This is a genomic window from Aquamicrobium lusatiense, from assembly GCF_014201615.1.
GTDB lineage: Bacteria > Pseudomonadota > Alphaproteobacteria > Rhizobiales > Rhizobiaceae > Mesorhizobium > Mesorhizobium lusatiense.
Window position 1 is genome coordinate 1,588,578 of the sequence record NZ_JACHEU010000001.1, and the last position, 15,734, is coordinate 1,604,311.

A 15,734-nucleotide genomic window follows, 5' to 3' on the forward strand; every position below is an offset into this window, starting at 1 on the left:
ATGGCAGACGCAGCACTTTTCCTTGATCCCGGTCTGGTGCAGCGTTTCGCGGAAATCGTCGGCGCGCGCCATGCGCTCACTTCGCAGCAGGACATCGCCCCCTATCTGATCGAGCCGCGCGGGCTCTGGCATGGCCGCACCTCGCTGGTGCTGAGGCCGGGCAGCGTCGATGAGGTGAGCCGCATCATGCGGCTGGCGACCGAGACAGGCACGCCAATCGTGCCGCAGAGCGGCAATACGGGACTTGTTGGGGCGCAGGTGCCGGACGCCGTCAGCGGGCAGGTGGTGCTGTCGCTATCGCGGCTCAACCGCATCCGCGAGGTCGATCTCCTGTCCAATACGGTGACGGCCGAGGCCGGCGTCATTCTCCAGACCCTGCAGGAAACGGCGGCACAGGCTGGCCGGCTGTTTCCGCTTTCGCTGGCCGCGCAGGGCTCGTGCCAGATCGGCGGCAATCTCTCCTCCAATGCCGGCGGCACCAATGTGCTGGCTTACGGCAATGCGCGCGAACTGTGTCTTGGCGTGGAGGTGGTGCTTCCTACCGGCGAGGTGTTCGACGATCTGCGCAAGCTGAAGAAGGACAACACCGGCTACGACCTGAAGGACCTGTTTGTTGGGGCGGAGGGCACGCTTGGCGTGATCACCGCGGCGGTCCTGAAGCTGTTTCCAATGCCGAAGGGCAGGGAGGTCGCTTTTGTCGGTCTGCCGTCAGCGGAGGCCGCGCTTCAGCTGTTCGCAATGGCCAGCGACAGGGCCGGCAGTTCACTCACCGCCTTCGAGCTGATCGGGCAGCGGCCTTACGATTTCACGCTGGCCCATGCCGCCGGCGTGGTGCGCCCCCTGACGAGCGACTGGCCATGGTATGTGCTAATGGAGATTTCCTCCGGCCGCTCCGCTGAAGACGCGCGTGGCCTGATAGAGGACATACTGGGCGCTGCGATCGAAGGAGACGTTGCCGGTGATGCAGTGATTGCCGCAAGCCTCTCGCAGGCCGAGGCTCTGTGGAATTTCCGGGAGGTCCTGCCCGAAGCCCAGAAACCCGAAGGCGCGTCTATCAAGCACGACATTTCTGTGCCGATTGCCGCGATCCCCGCCTTTATCGACAAGGCCGGCAAGGCCGTGGAGCAGGTGGCACCCGGCGCGCGCCCGGTCTGCTTCGGCCATATGGGCGACGGCAACCTGCACTACAATGTCTCCCGGCCCGCAGACGGCGAGGATGCCGCCTTCCTCGCCCTCTACCGTGCCGTCAATGATGCCGTGCATGATGTTGTGCGCGATTTCGCAGGATCGATCTCGGCCGAGCATGGCATCGGCCAGCTGAAGCGCGACGAGTTGATCGCTACGGCGCCACCCATGGCCATCGACCTGATGCGCCGCGTCAAGGCGGCGTTCGATCCGGCCGGCATCATGAACCCGGGTAAGGTTATCTGAGCCTTTACGCCGATGCCTTCCGGTTGGATTTTCCTAACCATCTGGAAGATCAGCAAAATTTAACCGAATTTCTTAAGCGCCCCGGTAAGGGGCTCACGTTACCTTGCCTGCATAACGAGGCCGAAAACGGCCCGGGGAGACCGGATACCGGCTCTCGGAAGAAAACAGGAAGGCACCAATGCAAACTGGACTGAAGCCAGTCTGGGCGGGGCGCAACATGCGCCTCGACCCCTTTCGCTTGCCGCAGATGGTGAGCTACGCCAGCCGCGAGGACCATGGCGACGTTACCCTGACTGTGGACCATCGCGGCGCGGTCCTGCGCCGGACGCTGGAGATGAGCGGCCTGCCGGCCGTCATCGCGCTGCCGTCGAATGTGTTCCGGGGTGTGGCCGCCCGCGCGCTGGAAGACGCCGATGGCCATGTCACGGTAACGCTCGAACTTCTGCACGACGATCCCATGCTGTCCGTGCCGCTTCTGGTCGCCCATGACCTGGACGATGTGGCGGCCGACTGGCGCGCCTGGTCGGAAGCCTACCGTCTGCCCATGCTGCTGATCGAGGCTGATGGCGTGGCCCGCACGCTGGAGGAATCGCTTGGCGCTGCGATCAAGACCATGCCGCCGCAGGAGCGCCGGCAGGGCCGTGCGCCGGCCCGCAGGCGTCCCCGCTTCCTTGCCCGCCGCCGCACCGGTAATCTTGGTCTGAGGCTGGTGATCGACGGTGAGGAAATCATCGCCCGGACCTGACGCTTTCCGATAATCGACCACAACAAAAAAAGAACCCGGCAGGAAACTGCCGGGTTCTTCTGTTCAGACGGTGAAACCGATCTTAGAACGAACGCTGGAAGCGGAGGTAACCACCCCAACCGTCGTTCTTGCCGCCGACCTTGTTGTTGTTGATGTCGCGCTCGTAACCCGAGGCGTACACAACTTCCGGACGGATGTTGAAGCCGGGAACCAGCGCGTAGTTCACGCCGACTGCAGCACCGAAGGTTTCGTTGTCGTCGTAGGCCAGCTGAACGTCCAGTGAGGCTTTCTCGTTGAAGCGATACTGACCACCGCCCCAGACAGCCCAGTCGCCGCCCCAGACGCCATAGTAGCTGCTGCGGCCGGAAAGATCGAACTGGTCCGACCACCAGGCGCGCTCAGCATTGTAGTCCTGATAGCCAGCCATCACCCACAGGCTCAGAGCTTCGTTGACGTTGAAGTCGACGCGGACCTTACCGGCAACTTCACCGAAGTTGGCGTCGTAGCCGATCACACCGGCAATCTTGCCCCAGCCCTGCGTGAACGAGGCGCCAGCCACGACATGCGGGACGTAGGAATCAAGGGTGTACTCTTCGCCCGAACCCTCTTCCACGCCGATCGTGGCGGAGAAGCCGTTGCCACCGTCGAAGGTGTAGGCGATCAGGTGGGTCTTGCCAGGGGTGTAAGTCACGCCGATGTCATCGTTGATGACCGAGCCGGCCGAGTCGGTCAGCGTCTCGAACAGCGAGTCGGTGTAAGCGATGGTCAGGCCGCCAAGCTGAATGATGGCATGCTCAAGAGCCCATGCCGCTTCAGTGTCGGAGTACGTGTCATTGCCAATGTCAACTTCGACAGAATCGCGCTGATAGTATGTGGCAATAAAGCCGCGCAGTGTGCCGTACTCGGTCTCCGAACGGGTGTCGAAGGTGAGCTGGGCGCGCATGCGCTTGAAGTAGGTGTCGTTAATGTCGACAGTGTTACCATTGCCGCGGATGAAGTTGTAGGCGTCCTTCTTGTCGATCGACTTCAGGCCCAGAGCGTCGCCCACGCCGATGTCGTAACGCAGGTAGCCGCCGATCTTGAGACAGGTCTCGGTGCCGGGGATGTAGAAGTAGCCAGCGCCGTAGACGTCGCAGATGCGGACGTATTCAGCGGGTTCAGGCTCGGCCACGACGATTGCGTCGGCGGCGCGGGCGCCGGAGACTGCGACGAGTGCCGCAGCGGAGCCGAGAAGAAGGCTCTTGATGTTCATTTATGTTCTCCAGTTCAGAACTGAATGGTTTTCTGTGAGCCCGAAGGCCGCGAATGAAAAGATCGTGCGAGTCGCCCCCTCTTTCCGTGGTGATTGATTTCCCAGCCGGCCTTTTGAGGCAAGGAAAATTACATCTTTTGGTTGTGCAATTTTATATATTGCAATCAAATGTTGCATTAAGGGCACATGTCCGGGGGCGGCCGGAGGCCGGGTGGCGGTGCAGTTTCACCGGGCAGATATGCAATTATAAATAGAGTATTTACAAATAATGCAACCTATGAGAGCGTATAGATCTCGATCTCCAGTCGAGAGAGGCCTCGCTATAGGGGGGCGGCCGTAACCTTTTACGAGGCCTCTTCTTTTTTCCCTTTTGTGATTCTGAAAAATGCCCCACGACCACCGTTTTCGATGAATGGTCCCTTCCGGCATGCGTGACGGGCATCTGGCTGCGGGGGCTTTTGTACAACCCTGAGGTTGTATCTCCGTGGTTCCGGTCTCAGGAGCCACGGGCCGGGCTTCTTTCGGTTGAGGAGAGAGGCTGCCGTCGATTTCAGGCAGCTTGCAGGACGGGGCGAGACATGCCGCCCGAAAATTCGTTCTGAGACGGGCGGGGATTGCACAAAAGCGTCCGGGGAATCCGCAATGAGGACGGAGCCTTTGTCGAAAAGAGTAGCGCGCAGCCTTGATCTTCGGCCACAGAGTCGCCGGATATACAAGCAGACTGGATTGCCGCTTGAGCGTTGATCCTAAAGCGTGTCGCGATCTTTCAGATTCGCTCCTTACGCTTTAAGCTATTGTTTTTATGCATGTCGTGATTCCGAAACCGGTTCCCACTTTCGGGCGACATGCTTTAGGCTGGCCTGAACTCGTCGATGCGCCAGGCGCCGGCCCCGACCATGCAGATGCGCATCTTGTAGAGCGTCACGCCGTCGAAACTTTCACGGCTGGTGGAAAAAGCGCGGCACAGTTCGCCTCTCGCTTTGGTTTCGGCAATCGCCGAGATTGCGCCACGTGAACCCGTATCCGCATTGGCCCATGCCAGGGGCTGTCCGGCCAGTTCTTCGAGGTCAGCTGCGGAAGCCGCATTGCGGATGGTCATCTGGTCGGCAGCGAGGCCGGCATCGGTGGCCGTGCCACTCACGGTGGATGGCACATTGCTGGTGATGATCGAACGGTCTATTTCAGCTTTGTCGAGGCTGAAACCGCCCATGCCGCAGCCACCGAGCGACAGGAGGACGACGGACGCGATTGCCCTGACGGAGACGGAAATCCCACGTGGAGTCCGCCGGTTGCCAGAAGCTTGCGCGTTGCGCGACAATCGCCCATCTCCGGTGAAAGTTAAAATTCGAGAAAAACTATGAGCGATGCCAAGTTAACAGATCATGACTTTACGCAGGAGGAGGAGCCGTTTCACCTGTTTGCCCAATGGCTTGACGATGCGTCAGCTTCCGAGATCAACGATCCGAACGCGGTCGCGGTGGCCACTGTCGATGAGGAGGGCCTGCCGGACGTGCGCATGGTGCTGCTCAAGGGCTTCGATGAGCGCGGCTTCACCTTCTACACCAATTTCGAAAGTGCCAAAGGCCGCGAAATCCTCGGCAGCATGAAGGCGGCCATGTGCTTCCACTGGAAATCGCTGCGCCGGCAGGTGCGGGTGCGCGGACCTGTGGAAATCGTGTCGGATGCGGAGGCGGATGAATATTATGCCTCGCGTCCTCGCGGCAGCCGGATCGGTGCTTGGGCCTCGAAGCAGTCGCGACCGCTGGAAAGCAGGTTCGCTCTGGAAAAGGCCGTTGCCGAATATACCGCCCGCCACGCGGTGGGGAGCATTCCGCGCCCTTCGCACTGGTCCGGTTTCAGAATTCTGCCGAAGACCATCGAATTCTGGCACGATCGTCCGTTCCGGCTTCACGATCGCGTCGTTTTCTCACGCCAACCCGATGGTACGGGCTGGCAGACGACACGCCTCTATCCATGAGCGGGAAATGAACACGCGGGAAGGGCAGGCGCAGGCATTGTTCCGCAGCTACAGCCGCAACAGCAACGCCGCCCTTCTGGCGCCGGACAGCGCCGATATCGATGCGCTGACCGGCGTTTTCGCCGACCATTTCGTTGGCGCTGGCCCGGCAGGCGTGATGGGCGGGACGAAAGATTCGTCATTCCCGGACATCCTGCGGCAGGGCTTCAGGAATTACCGGGCCATCGGCGGAACACGGTTCGAGATCATCGCCCTCGACGTGGAGATGCTGGACGACGCCAACGCCATGGTCCGGGCGGACTGGGAATTCGACTACCTTCGCTCGCACGACGGGGCGAAGGGAACAATTGCCTTCCGCAATATCTACTTCGTCAACTTCGCGGGCGGCGAGGCAAAGATCTTCGCCTGGATCACCCCGGACGAGGCTCAGGCCATGAAGGATCACGGCCTGATCTGACGCTCAGCCCTTCTTCCGGTTCATGAAGGCCATGAGCGCGTTGCGCGCCTCTTCCGACGTCAGCCGTTCGCGGAAATGTGCGCTCTCGATCCGGATGCGTTCCTTGAGTTCTTCGCGGGAGCCGAGCATGAGGTCGCGGGCGATCTTCAGCGCTTCCGGCGGCTTTTCGGCGATGTCTTCGGCTGCCGCCAGCGTCGTCTCTTCAAGCCTGTCTTCATGGACGACGCCGTAGATCAGGCCTGCCTGATGGGCGCGTTCGGCTGAAAAGCCCTCGCCGAGACCGAGAAGCGCAAACGCGCCCTGCCGCCCGAGCAGGCGCGGAGCCAGCAAGCTGGATCCTGCCTCGGGCACCAGGCCGAGATCGACGAAGGGAGTGCGGAACACGGTGCGCGGGGTGGCCAGAGTCAGGTCGCAATGCAGGTTGATGGTCGTTCCAATGCCGACGGCAATGCCATCCACGCCCGACACGATCGGTTTCTGCGATCCGGCCAGCGCCAGCAGGAAATCCCACACTTCGGTTCCGCCTTCGCCACCGGTGGCAATGGCGAGAAAATCGGCAAGATCATTGCCTGCCGAGAAGGCGCCCGGAACGCCGAGAAAGACATGCACGCGCACCGCCGGATCGGCATCGCCGCCGGTCAGCGCGTCGGCCATGGCCGCATACATGGCGCGGGTCAGCGCATTCTTCTTTTCGGGCCGGTTCATGCGAATGAGCTGAACCGCGCCGCGCCGTTCGATCTGTATGTGATGGGTCAAGATTAGTTCCTCCCGCAGCCCGTCAGGCCGTTATCAGCGATGCGCCGGCAAGGCTGAGGCTCTCCGCACCGCCCAGCACCCGCTCTTTCAGCGCCGCGACCTCGCCCAGCATGTTCTCGGCGAAGAAGCGGGCGAGCGCAACGCGCTCGTTGTCGTGGCCGGCAAGGGCCGCCTGCGCGAGATAGGCGCCGCCGGCCACCAGAGAGATCAGGCGCTGATAAGGCGTTGCAGCGCTCAGCGCCTCCTGCATGGAGTTGCCGGCAAGCTTTTCCTGCAGATAACGCGTCGCTTCGGTGAGGTCATCAAGCGCTTCGCGAAGCAACTTTTCGCTCCGGCCAAAGCCCTCTACCCCCTTCAGCCCGTCGACGATTGCGCCAAGCTCCCCGATATAGCCATGCACATGCTGGCCTTCGCCAAGCGGCAGCTTGCGGGTCACGAGGTCGATGGCCTGAATGCCGTTGGTGCCTTCGTAGATCGGCGCGATGCGCGCATCGCGGTAAAGGGCCGCTGCCCCCGTTTCCTCGATGAAGCCCATGCCGCCATGCACCTGCACGCCGAGCGAAGCGACGTCCACGCCGACATCGGTGGAGAAGGCCTTGGCCAGCGGCGTGAGAAGATTGGCGCGGTCGCGCCAGTGCTGCGCCTTGTCGCCTTCCGACACGCGCGCCATGTCGATGGCATGGGCGCAGTTGTAGGAGATGGAGCGGGCGATCTGTGTCAGCGCCTTCATCGTCAGCAGGTTGCGCTGCACGTCGGGGTGGTGGACGATCGGCGCCATGCCTTCGCCCGAATAGGAAGCGGCCTTGCCCTGCCGGCGCTCATTGGCATAGGCCAGCGCTTTCTGGAACGCTGCCTCCGCAATCGCCACGCCCTGCATGCCGACCGCCAGACGGGCATTGTTCATCATCGTGAACATGCAGGCGAGGCCCTTGTTTTCCTCACCGATCAGCCAGCCGATGGCACCGGGCTCCGCCCCGCCGAAACCGTCGCCATAGATCATGGTGCAGGTGGGTGAGCCGTGAATGCCGAGCTTGTGTTCGAGACCCGAGCAGAACACGTCGTTGCGCGCGCCGAGCGAGCCGTCCGCGTTGACGAAGAATTTCGGCACGAGGAACAGCGAAATGCCGCGCGTTCCCGCCGGCGCGTCCGGCAGGCGCGCCAGCACCAGATGCACGATGTTGTCGGTGAAATCGTGCTCGCCATAGGTGATGAAAATCTTCTGACCGAAGATGCGGTAGGTGCCGTCGCCCACGCGTTCGGCGCGGGTGCGCAGGGCTGCGAGGTCGGAGCCCGCCTGCGGTTCGGTCAGGTTCATGGTGCCCATCCATTCGCCCGACACCAGCTTGTCGAGATAGATGGCCTTCAGCTCATCCGTGGCATGCTTTTCCAGCGCCTCGACCGCGCCCATGGTCAGCGTCGGGCCGATGCCGAAGGCCATGGAGGCCGAGTTCCACATTTCCAGAACGGCAACCGAGAGCATCATCGGCAAGCCCTGTCCGCCATATTCTTCCGGCCCGGTCAGGCTGTTCCAGCCGCCCTCGCGCCAGCGTGTGTAAAGATCCTTCCAGCCGGGAGGGGTGGTGACGGCCGCATCCTTCAGCACCGCGCCGACCTCATCGCCGGCCTTGTAAAGAGGCGCTACCTCTTCCGTGGCGAACCGCCCGGCCTCGGCCAGCACCGCGTCGACCAGATCGCTGCCCAGATCGCCCAGCGCGCCCGAGGCGAGCGCTTCCTCCAGTCCGGCCACATGCTTGAGAGTGAAGGCGATTTCTTCGACCGGTGCGCGATACATGCGGGCTCCTCCTGAGGCTGTTGGCGGCACTTGCAGACTGCGGGGAACGGCGAGCGCCAGCTTCCCGCCTGTCCTTTTTACGTAAACGTCAAACTTTGTCACGCGGATTTTACGGACCCACCCATGATCCTCGCCTTCGGGGAAGGTGCGGCCGATGGGATGTCAACAATCTGTTAACCATAAACGGTGAGGATTGCCGGTCAATCGCAAGGAACACCGGCTTGGGAGCAACGCAATCAGACTTTTGGCGCAGGCTGTTCGCCGCGGCGGCAATTGCCTTTGCCGCCCCGTCCGCCGCGCTTGCGTCCGATTTCAGCGAGCCGTGGAAACGCGATGACCGCGCGCTGGTCATCGATGCCTACGAGTATAATTCGATAGACTGGGCCGAGCTTGCTAGCGACAAGCGCATCGTCGGCTTCATCAACAAGGCTTCCGACGGGTTGCCTCCGCCCTATGCCTGCAAGGGTGACGAGACCGAGGTGCGCTTGTGCCGGGCGCTGTTTCGCCGCCATGCGGTGGCAAAGGAGCTGTTTCAGACACGGCGCACCGTGGCGCGGGCGCTCGGCCTGGAATGGGGCGCCTATCATCTTGCCCGCCCCGGCAATCCGATCGAACAGGCGAACAATTTCATCGATTTCGCGCGGCCCGGTCCGGATGACCTGATGGCGCTCGACATCGAGGACAACGACCCGGAAAAATGGATGTCGCTGGCCGACGCCGAGGAGTTCGTGCGCCATGTGCATCGCCGCGTCGGGCGCTTCCCGGTTCTCTACACCAACGGCTCGACCGCACAGCATATCGCCGACCACCGCCATCTCTATCCGCTGCTGTCGCGGCTGCCGCTCTGGTATGCGCGCTACAAGCCCGAGATCGACATGCATTTCCCAAAGGGCAACTGGCGGAGCTACGCGCTGTGGCAGTTCGCAACGCAGGCCAACTGCAATGCCCGGCGCTGCCCGTATCGCGTGCCCGGCACACCGACCGACATCGACGTGAACGTCGCGGCGATGACGGCAGAGGAACTGCGTACAGCCTGGCCTTTCGGCGGTCTGGTCGGCGTGCCGGTCGATATGCTGTTTCGCGTGCCGGTGCCCGTCGCGCGCGCTGAAGCGCTGGAAGGTGAAGTCACCATCGCATACGTCGATGTCGCCCGGTTGCCGACATTTTTGATGCTGGCGGAAGCGGCTGGCGAGGGCTGGCGCCGGATGCGTTATGGCTGGGCCGTGGCCATGAGCGGGCCTTACAGGGGCCGGTATCGCCATGGAATGGCGGAATATGCAGCCGGCAAGCTGGAGGCGTTCCAGCAGATGATCGCCGACGCCGAATCCGCAGCCGGGATCGACCCGATAGCCACCGGATCAATCAACGCGAAGGATTAGTCTCTTTCGCGCTCCACCGCGCGCCAGCCGATGTCGCGGCGGCAGAAGCCTTCCGGCCAGTCGATGCGATCGACGGCTTCATAGGCGCGTTTCTGCGCTTCGCCGGCGCTTGCGCCCATCGCGGTGACGTTCAGAACCCGGCCGCCATTGGCGATCAGTTCTCCGTCACGCATCGCCGTGCCGGCATGAAAGATTTCCACATTCTCACCTGTAGCCGCAGCTTCAACGCCGTGGATGACGCTGCCTTTTTCCGGCGAGGCCGGATAGCCCTTCGCGGCCATCACAACGGTCAGCGCCGTTTCGTCGCGCCAGCGCGCGGATGTATGGGCGAGCTGCCCATCCACAGCGGCGTTGAGCAGGACAAGCAGATCTTCCTTCAGACGCATCATCAGCACCTGACATTCGGGATCGCCGAAACGGGTGTTGTATTCGATCAGCTTCGGGCCCTCGTCATCGATCATCAGGCCGACGAACAGCGCACCCTGAAAGGGGTGGCCCATTTCGGCCATGCCGCGCATGGTCGGCTCCACGATCTCGCGCATGGTGCGCTCGATGATTTCGGACGTCATCACCGGCGCGGGCGAATAGGCGCCCATGCCGCCGGTGTTGGGTCCGGTGTCGCCGTCGCCGACGCGCTTGTGGTCCTGCGCCGTGCCGAAGGGCAGCGCCGTCCTGCCGTCGCACAGACAGAAGAAGCTGGCTTCCTCGCCCCTAAGAAATTCCTCGATCACCACTTCCGCCCCCGCTGCGCCGAAGGAGCCGTCGAAACAGGCTTCCAGCGCCTCGATGGCTTCGGGCAGCGTCATCGCCACGGTCACGCCCTTGCCGGCGGCGAGGCCATCGGCCTTCACGACGATCGGCGCGCCCTGTTCGCGCACATAGGCCTTTGCCGGCTCAAGCGCCGAAAAACGCCGGTAGGCGCCGGTCGGGATGTTGAAGCGCGCGCACAGATCCTTGGTGAAACCCTTGGAGCCTTCCAGCTGCGCTGCGGCTTTGGAGGGGCCGAACACGCGAATACCTGCCGCACGCAGATCGTCGGCAAGGCCAGCCACCAGCGGCGCTTCCGGCCCGACGACGACGAGATCGATGGCCCGATCGAGGCAGAAGCGGCGCACCGCATCATGATCGGCGATGTCGAGCGCCACCAGTTCGGCTTCCTCGGCGATGCCGGGATTGCCCGGTGCAGCATAAAGTTTTGTCAGCAAAGGCGAGGCCGCCAGCCGCCACGCCAGCGCATGCTCGCGGCCACCGGAGCCGAGAAGGAGAACGTTCATGGGCAGACCTCGCGCGTGTCGGATTGCAAGGGTTTCCGCTATTGGCGATGGCTATCAAGGTCAAGGCGTAATGCCCGATTTGCGGCTGTTTCCACCAAAGCTCAGCTCATTGCGTCCGCTGGCGACAAATCCCATCTGGGATACATGCAACCTGAGGTGAAGCCATGCCTGTCGTAACCGAACGCGCCGACACCGCTGCATTCGTGGCGGCGGGACAGGGAGATTTCGGCTTCATGGTCGAGATGTTCGCCGAACCGGAATTCGGCAAGCCGCTGGCCGACTGGATCAGGACCCCGGTCGTACCGTACCTTAAGAATTACGGCGAAGACGGCGGGATTGATGACGGGGCGGCGCTGTTCATCGCAAGGCTGGATGACCTACTTGCAGGGCACATGGTCCTTTCACGCAACTGGAATGGCTATGCGCTGATCGAGATGATCGGTGTCGACCGCAGCATGCGCGGGCAGGGAATCGGCTCCGCGCTGATCGAACAGGCAATCGCCTGGACAAAGGTGGAAAAGCTGCCCGGCCTGATGCTGGAAACGCAGAACAACAACCTTGCCGCCTGCGCGCTCTATGAGAAGCATGGCTTTCGTCTGGGTGGCATCGACCGCTGCCTCTATCGGGGCCTCGACCCGCAAAGCAGCGAGATCGCCCTGTTCTGGTATCGCGAGGTTTAGCGGCGGAGTGCTTCAACCTGCGGCTTGACGCTCGCGCCCGCGCCTGCCACTTGAACCACCATGGAAACCATTCAGACGAAAGCATCGCAGGGACGCGTCGCCGATGCGCCGAGCGATCATTGGGTTTATCGTGTTCTGCCGCGCGCCCTGTGGCCGTACGCGCAGCTTGCGCGCTGGGACCGTCCCATCGGCTGGCAGCTTCTTCTGTGGCCGTGCTGGTGGTCGGCTGCGATGGCGGCATCGGCCTATGCCCGCCCGGAAGATACGCTGGACTCGCTTCTGCCCCTGCCGTCGACGCTGATTCTCTTCTTCATCGGGGCCGTCGCCATGCGGGGCGCCGGCTGCACCTACAACGACATCGTTGATGTGAACATCGACAATCAGGTCGAGCGCACGCGCTCGCGCCCGTTGCCGTCGGGCAAGGTCAGCCGCCGCAAGGCGTGGCTGTTCCTCCTCCTTCAGGCGCTGATCGGCCTTGCGGTTCTGCTGCAGTTCGACAGCTTCACCATCCTGCTCGGCATCTGCTCGCTGGCGGTTGTGGCGGCCTATCCGTTCATGAAGCGCATCACCAACTGGCCGCAATTCGTGCTCGGCCTTGCCTTCTCGTGGGGCGCGCTGCTGGGCTGGTCGGCCGAGTTCGGCGATGTCGATGAGCCGGCCATCCTGCTCTATGTCGGCGCGATCATGTGGACGATCGGCTATGACACCATCTACGCCCATCAGGACAAGGAGGACGACGCCATCGTTGGCGTCAAATCCACCGCGCGCCTCTTCGGCGAGAATACGAAGGCATGGCTGATCGTGCTCTATGGCGGCGCGCTGATGTGCTTTGCCGTGGCCTTCGCCAATGCGCAGGTGCCGATGCCGTCCATGGCTGGCCTCATCGCCGCGGCCGTCCATATGGGGCGTCAGATCCTCGTGCTCGACATCGATGACGGCGACCAGTGCCTGAAACTGTTCCGATCGAACAATCAGGTCGGCTGGCTGATCTTCCTCGGCCTTATTGGCGGTGCCTGCTGGAATTTCCTCAAGCCGATGATCTAGGCGAGAACCCCGTCGTCCGGCTGGCGCGGCCTGCCGGATCGAAGAATTGCCCCGCGGCTCTGGAATTTCTTCCTATGCGAGTACATATAATGGCCGACACCAACCCCGTTCATCTGGCAGGCAGGTTATATGCGCGACCCGTATGAGGTGCTGGGCGTTGCAAGGAACGCCTCGGCAAAGGAAATCAAGTCGGCCTATCGAAAACTGGCCAAGAAGTATCACCCGGACCAGAATCCGGATGATCCGAAGGCCAAGGATCATTTCGCGGCTGCAAATCAGGCTTATGAGATCGTCGGCGACGAGAAGCAGCGTGCAGCTTTCGACCGTGGCGAAATCGGTCCGGACGGCAAGCCGCTGTTCCAGGGCTTTGAGGGCGCGGCCGGCGGTGATCCCTTCTCCGGATTCCGGCGCCAGCAGGGGCCGGGAGGGGCGCATTTTGAGTTCCGTGGCAATGGTCCCGGCGGTGAAGCTTTCGGCGAGGACATCTTCAGTCACATTTTCGGCGATGCCTTCGCCCGCCAGCAGGGCGCGCGTTCCTCTGGCGGTGAACGCAGGGGCCAGGCTCCGCGCGGTCAGGACATCAATGTCGAGCTCGGCATCAGCATTGAAGAAGCGGCAACGACACCGAAGGTGACGGCCCAGTTTCCCGATGGCCGCAAGATCGCCGTCAAGCTTCCCGCTTTTGTCGAGGACGGGCAGACCATCCGCCTCAAGGGGCAGGGCGCGCAGGGCTATGGCGCACCGGGCGATGCACTGGTCAGGATCCGCTTCCTGAACCATCCGCGTTACACCGTGGAAGGGCGCGACCTGCATGTCGACCTGCCGGTGCCCCTGCGTGACGCGGTTCTGGGGGCCAAGATCGCTGTGGAAACGCCAACCGGTAAACTGGCCGTCAATGTGCCGGCATGGTCCAGTTCCGACAAGGTGCTGCGCCTGAAGGGCAAGGGTCTGCCGACGAAGGCCGGCGGGCATGGCGACCTCTATGTGCATGTCCGGCTGATGCTGCCGGAAGGCGGCGACAGTGAGCTCGAGGCGCTTATGCGCGCGAAGAAGGTGTGACCGGCAGTCGGTTCATTGACGTTTGAGACCTTGAAGCCCGCAAGCGCCTGTGCGATAGGGCTTGCTCTCAAGCGGACAATTTGCGGAGAACGCTGACATGGCGGGTGTACAGGGCCTCATGGCCGGGAAGCGTGGCCTCATTCTGGGTGTCGCCAACAATCGCTCCATCGCTTTCGGTATCGCCAGGGCCTGTGTCGATCACGGAGCCGAAATCGCGCTGACCTATCAGGGCGAGGCGTTCAAGAAGCGCGTCGAGCCGCTGGCGGCTGAACTCGGCGCGCATATCGCCGGCCATTGCGATGTGACCGATCCGGAAAGCCTGGATGCGGTGTTTGCGGAGGTCGAGCGCCATTTCGGCAAGATCGACTTTCTGGTCCACGCCATCGCCTTCTCCGACAAGGAGGAGCTGGACGGGCGCTATGTCGAGACGACGCGCGCCAACTTCAACCGCACCATGGAAATCTCGGTGTTTTCCTTCACCGACATCGCCAGACGCGCCGAAGCGATCATGAACGATGGCGGCTCGCTGCTCACCCTGACCTATTACGGCGCCGAGAAGGTGATGCCGCATTACAACGTCATGGGCATTGCCAAGGCGGCACTTGAAGCCAGCGTTCGCTATCTGGCCGTCGATCTGGGCGGACGCGGCATCCGCGTCAACGCCATCTCGGCCGGTCCGATCAAGACGCTGGCCGCATCGGGGATCGGCGACTTCCGCTATATCCTGAAGTGGAACGAATACAACTCGCCGCTCAAGCGCACCGTCACGCCGGAAGAGGTCGGTGATTCGGGCCTCTATCTGCTGTCCGACCTGTCGCGCGGCGTTACCGGCGAGGTGCATCACGTCGATTCCGGCTATCATGTCGTGGGCATGAAGGCGGTCGACGCGCCGGACATCTCCACCATCAAGGACTGACACTCCACATTTCTTTTCGGCCTCCGGGCCGAGGTTGTCAGAGGATACCCCCGGAAAATGCCTGCACCTGTTTATGTGGTGCGTCACGGTCAGACCGACTGGAACGCGGAACTTCGTCTTCAGGGGCAGGCCGACATCGATCTCAATGCCCTTGGCCGGGAGCAGGCAGCGGCCAACGGACGCGCGCTCGCCGGCCTGATCGGTGATGCGGCAGGATATGATTTCGTTGCAAGCCCGATGGCGCGCACCCGCCACACGATGGAGCTGCTGCGCGGCGCGATGGGCCTCGACCCGATGGCCTACCGGATGGATGAGCGCCTCAAGGAACTGAATTTCGGCGACTGGCAGGGGTATACGGCCGAGGAGCTGGAAGCGCTGCATCCGGGCTCGACGCGCGAGCGCCATCTTGCCAAATGGGATTTCCAGCCCCCCGGCGAAGGTGCGGAAAGCTATCAGATGCTTCTGGAGCGGGTGACGCCTGTATTCCGCACCCTGCAGGGTCCCTCAGTCTGCGTGACCCATGGCGGAGTGATCCGCGGGCTGTTCCGCTTCGCCGGTGGACTGAGCAAGGAAGAAGCCTGCGCGCTCACCATTCCGCAGGATCGCATCCTGCGCTGGCAGGGCGACAGGCTGGACTGGCTCTGAAAGCCTTTCTGTCCGCCGACGCCTGCCTTATTCGACAACCTGCATGTCGGTGATGACGTTTTCGCCACCGGTCACGTCGTAGGCGATGACAACTTCCATTCCGGCGCTGAGTGCGTCTACGTCCATTTCGGCGTTGAGCTTGTAGGACTTGCCGTTATCGAGCGTCAGGGTCATGTTTTCCTTGCTGACCTGTTTGATGGTCCCTTCGGCCTGCTCGGCCAGGGCCATGCCCGAAAGCATCAGGAGGGCTGCAGCGGCGCCAGCGAAAATGCGCCCGATTCGAATTTGCATGTGTCGTCCTCTTGTTTCTTGCTCCGGCCTGACGC

General features: G+C 62.5%; 16 protein-coding genes. 10 read left to right on the plus strand and 6 right to left on the minus strand.

Annotated elements, in window-relative coordinates; translation table 11 throughout:
- Nucleotides 1-1,431, plus strand: coding sequence for an FAD-binding oxidoreductase (locus HNR59_RS07595; protein WP_183828127.1), 1,431 nt, complete (start codon nucleotides 1-3; stop codon nucleotides 1,429-1,431).
- Nucleotides 1,432-1,609: 178 nt separating this feature from the next.
- The gene (locus HNR59_RS07600; RefSeq protein ID WP_183828130.1) at nucleotides 1,610-2,176 is read left to right on the plus strand and encodes a DUF6101 family protein; all 567 of its coding nucleotides are present in this window, start codon (nucleotides 1,610-1,612) and stop codon (nucleotides 2,174-2,176) included.
- Between the two features lie 82 nt (nucleotides 2,177-2,258).
- Here HNR59_RS07600 and HNR59_RS07605 read toward each other — a convergent pair whose 3' ends face one another.
- A complete protein-coding gene (locus HNR59_RS07605; RefSeq protein WP_183828133.1) occupies nucleotides 2,259-3,428 on the minus strand; it encodes a porin in 1,170 nt (389 codons plus the stop codon).
- A gap of 850 nt (nucleotides 3,429-4,278) precedes the next feature.
- Nucleotides 4,279-4,746 carry an RT0821/Lpp0805 family surface protein gene (locus tag HNR59_RS07610; protein ID WP_246374529.1) on the minus strand — a complete coding sequence of 156 codons (468 nt, stop codon included), beginning with the start codon at nucleotides 4,744-4,746 and terminating at the stop codon, nucleotides 4,279-4,281.
- Between the two features lie 39 nt (nucleotides 4,747-4,785).
- Between HNR59_RS07610 and pdxH the strand changes: the two genes are divergently transcribed.
- Both pdxH and HNR59_RS07620 read left to right on the plus strand, forming a co-directional pair.
- Nucleotides 4,786-5,406: a pyridoxamine 5'-phosphate oxidase gene (gene pdxH, locus HNR59_RS07615; RefSeq protein ID WP_183828138.1), complete on the plus strand. Its 621-nt coding sequence runs from the start codon at nucleotides 4,786-4,788 to the stop codon at nucleotides 5,404-5,406.
- A gap of 7 nt (nucleotides 5,407-5,413) precedes the next feature.
- Nucleotides 5,414-5,863 carry a hypothetical protein gene (locus HNR59_RS07620; RefSeq protein WP_183828141.1) on the plus strand — a complete coding sequence of 150 codons (450 nt, stop codon included), beginning with the start codon at nucleotides 5,414-5,416 and terminating at the stop codon, nucleotides 5,861-5,863.
- A 3-nt stretch (nucleotides 5,864-5,866) separates the two neighbouring features.
- Here the strand turns inward: HNR59_RS07620 and HNR59_RS07625 are convergent, their stop codons facing one another.
- Entirely contained in the window at nucleotides 5,867-6,619 is a 753-nt protein-coding gene (locus HNR59_RS07625; protein WP_183828145.1) for a crotonase/enoyl-CoA hydratase family protein, read from the minus strand.
- A gap of 22 nt (nucleotides 6,620-6,641) precedes the next feature.
- Nucleotides 6,642-8,411, minus strand: a complete 1,770-nt coding sequence (locus HNR59_RS07630; RefSeq protein WP_183828148.1) for an acyl-CoA dehydrogenase family protein — start codon at nucleotides 8,409-8,411, stop codon at nucleotides 6,642-6,644.
- 221 nt (nucleotides 8,412-8,632) lie between these two features.
- On the opposite strand from HNR59_RS07630, the gene HNR59_RS07635 reads away from it, so the two are divergent.
- Nucleotides 8,633-9,790: a glycoside hydrolase family 25 protein gene (locus tag HNR59_RS07635; RefSeq protein WP_425488629.1), complete on the plus strand. Its 1,158-nt coding sequence runs from the start codon at nucleotides 8,633-8,635 to the stop codon at nucleotides 9,788-9,790.
- On the opposite strand, the gene purD is transcribed toward HNR59_RS07635, so the two are convergent.
- Nucleotides 9,787-11,064 carry a phosphoribosylamine--glycine ligase gene (gene purD, locus HNR59_RS07640; protein ID WP_183828151.1) on the minus strand — a complete coding sequence of 426 codons (1,278 nt, stop codon included), beginning with the start codon at nucleotides 11,062-11,064 and terminating at the stop codon, nucleotides 9,787-9,789. The two genes, HNR59_RS07635 and purD, sit on opposite strands and share 4 nt — an antisense overlap.
- Nucleotides 11,065-11,228: 164 nt before the next feature.
- Between purD and HNR59_RS07645 the strand changes: the two genes are divergently transcribed.
- From HNR59_RS07645 to HNR59_RS07665, 5 genes are all read left to right on the plus strand, one after another.
- Nucleotides 11,229-11,744 carry a GNAT family N-acetyltransferase gene (locus HNR59_RS07645; protein ID WP_183828154.1) on the plus strand — a complete coding sequence of 172 codons (516 nt, stop codon included), beginning with the start codon at nucleotides 11,229-11,231 and terminating at the stop codon, nucleotides 11,742-11,744.
- Between the two features lie 60 nt (nucleotides 11,745-11,804).
- Nucleotides 11,805-12,788, plus strand: coding sequence for a 4-hydroxybenzoate octaprenyltransferase (gene ubiA / locus HNR59_RS07650; protein WP_183828157.1), 984 nt, complete (start codon nucleotides 11,805-11,807; stop codon nucleotides 12,786-12,788).
- A 129-nt stretch (nucleotides 12,789-12,917) separates the two neighbouring features.
- On the plus strand, nucleotides 12,918-13,847 hold the full coding sequence (locus HNR59_RS07655) for a DnaJ C-terminal domain-containing protein (protein ID WP_183828160.1): 930 nt from the start codon (nucleotides 12,918-12,920) through the stop codon (nucleotides 13,845-13,847).
- A 97-nt stretch (nucleotides 13,848-13,944) separates the two neighbouring features.
- Nucleotides 13,945-14,763, plus strand: coding sequence for an enoyl-ACP reductase FabI (fabI, locus tag HNR59_RS07660; protein ID WP_183828163.1), 819 nt, complete (start codon nucleotides 13,945-13,947; stop codon nucleotides 14,761-14,763).
- Between the two features lie 57 nt (nucleotides 14,764-14,820).
- Nucleotides 14,821-15,408, plus strand: coding sequence for a histidine phosphatase family protein (locus HNR59_RS07665; RefSeq protein WP_183828166.1), 588 nt, complete (start codon nucleotides 14,821-14,823; stop codon nucleotides 15,406-15,408).
- Between the two features lie 27 nt (nucleotides 15,409-15,435).
- Here HNR59_RS07665 and HNR59_RS07670 read toward each other — a convergent pair whose 3' ends face one another.
- Entirely contained in the window at nucleotides 15,436-15,699 is a 264-nt protein-coding gene (locus HNR59_RS07670) for a DUF1344 domain-containing protein (protein WP_183828169.1), read from the minus strand.
- Between the last annotated feature and the right edge of the window lie 35 nt (nucleotides 15,700-15,734).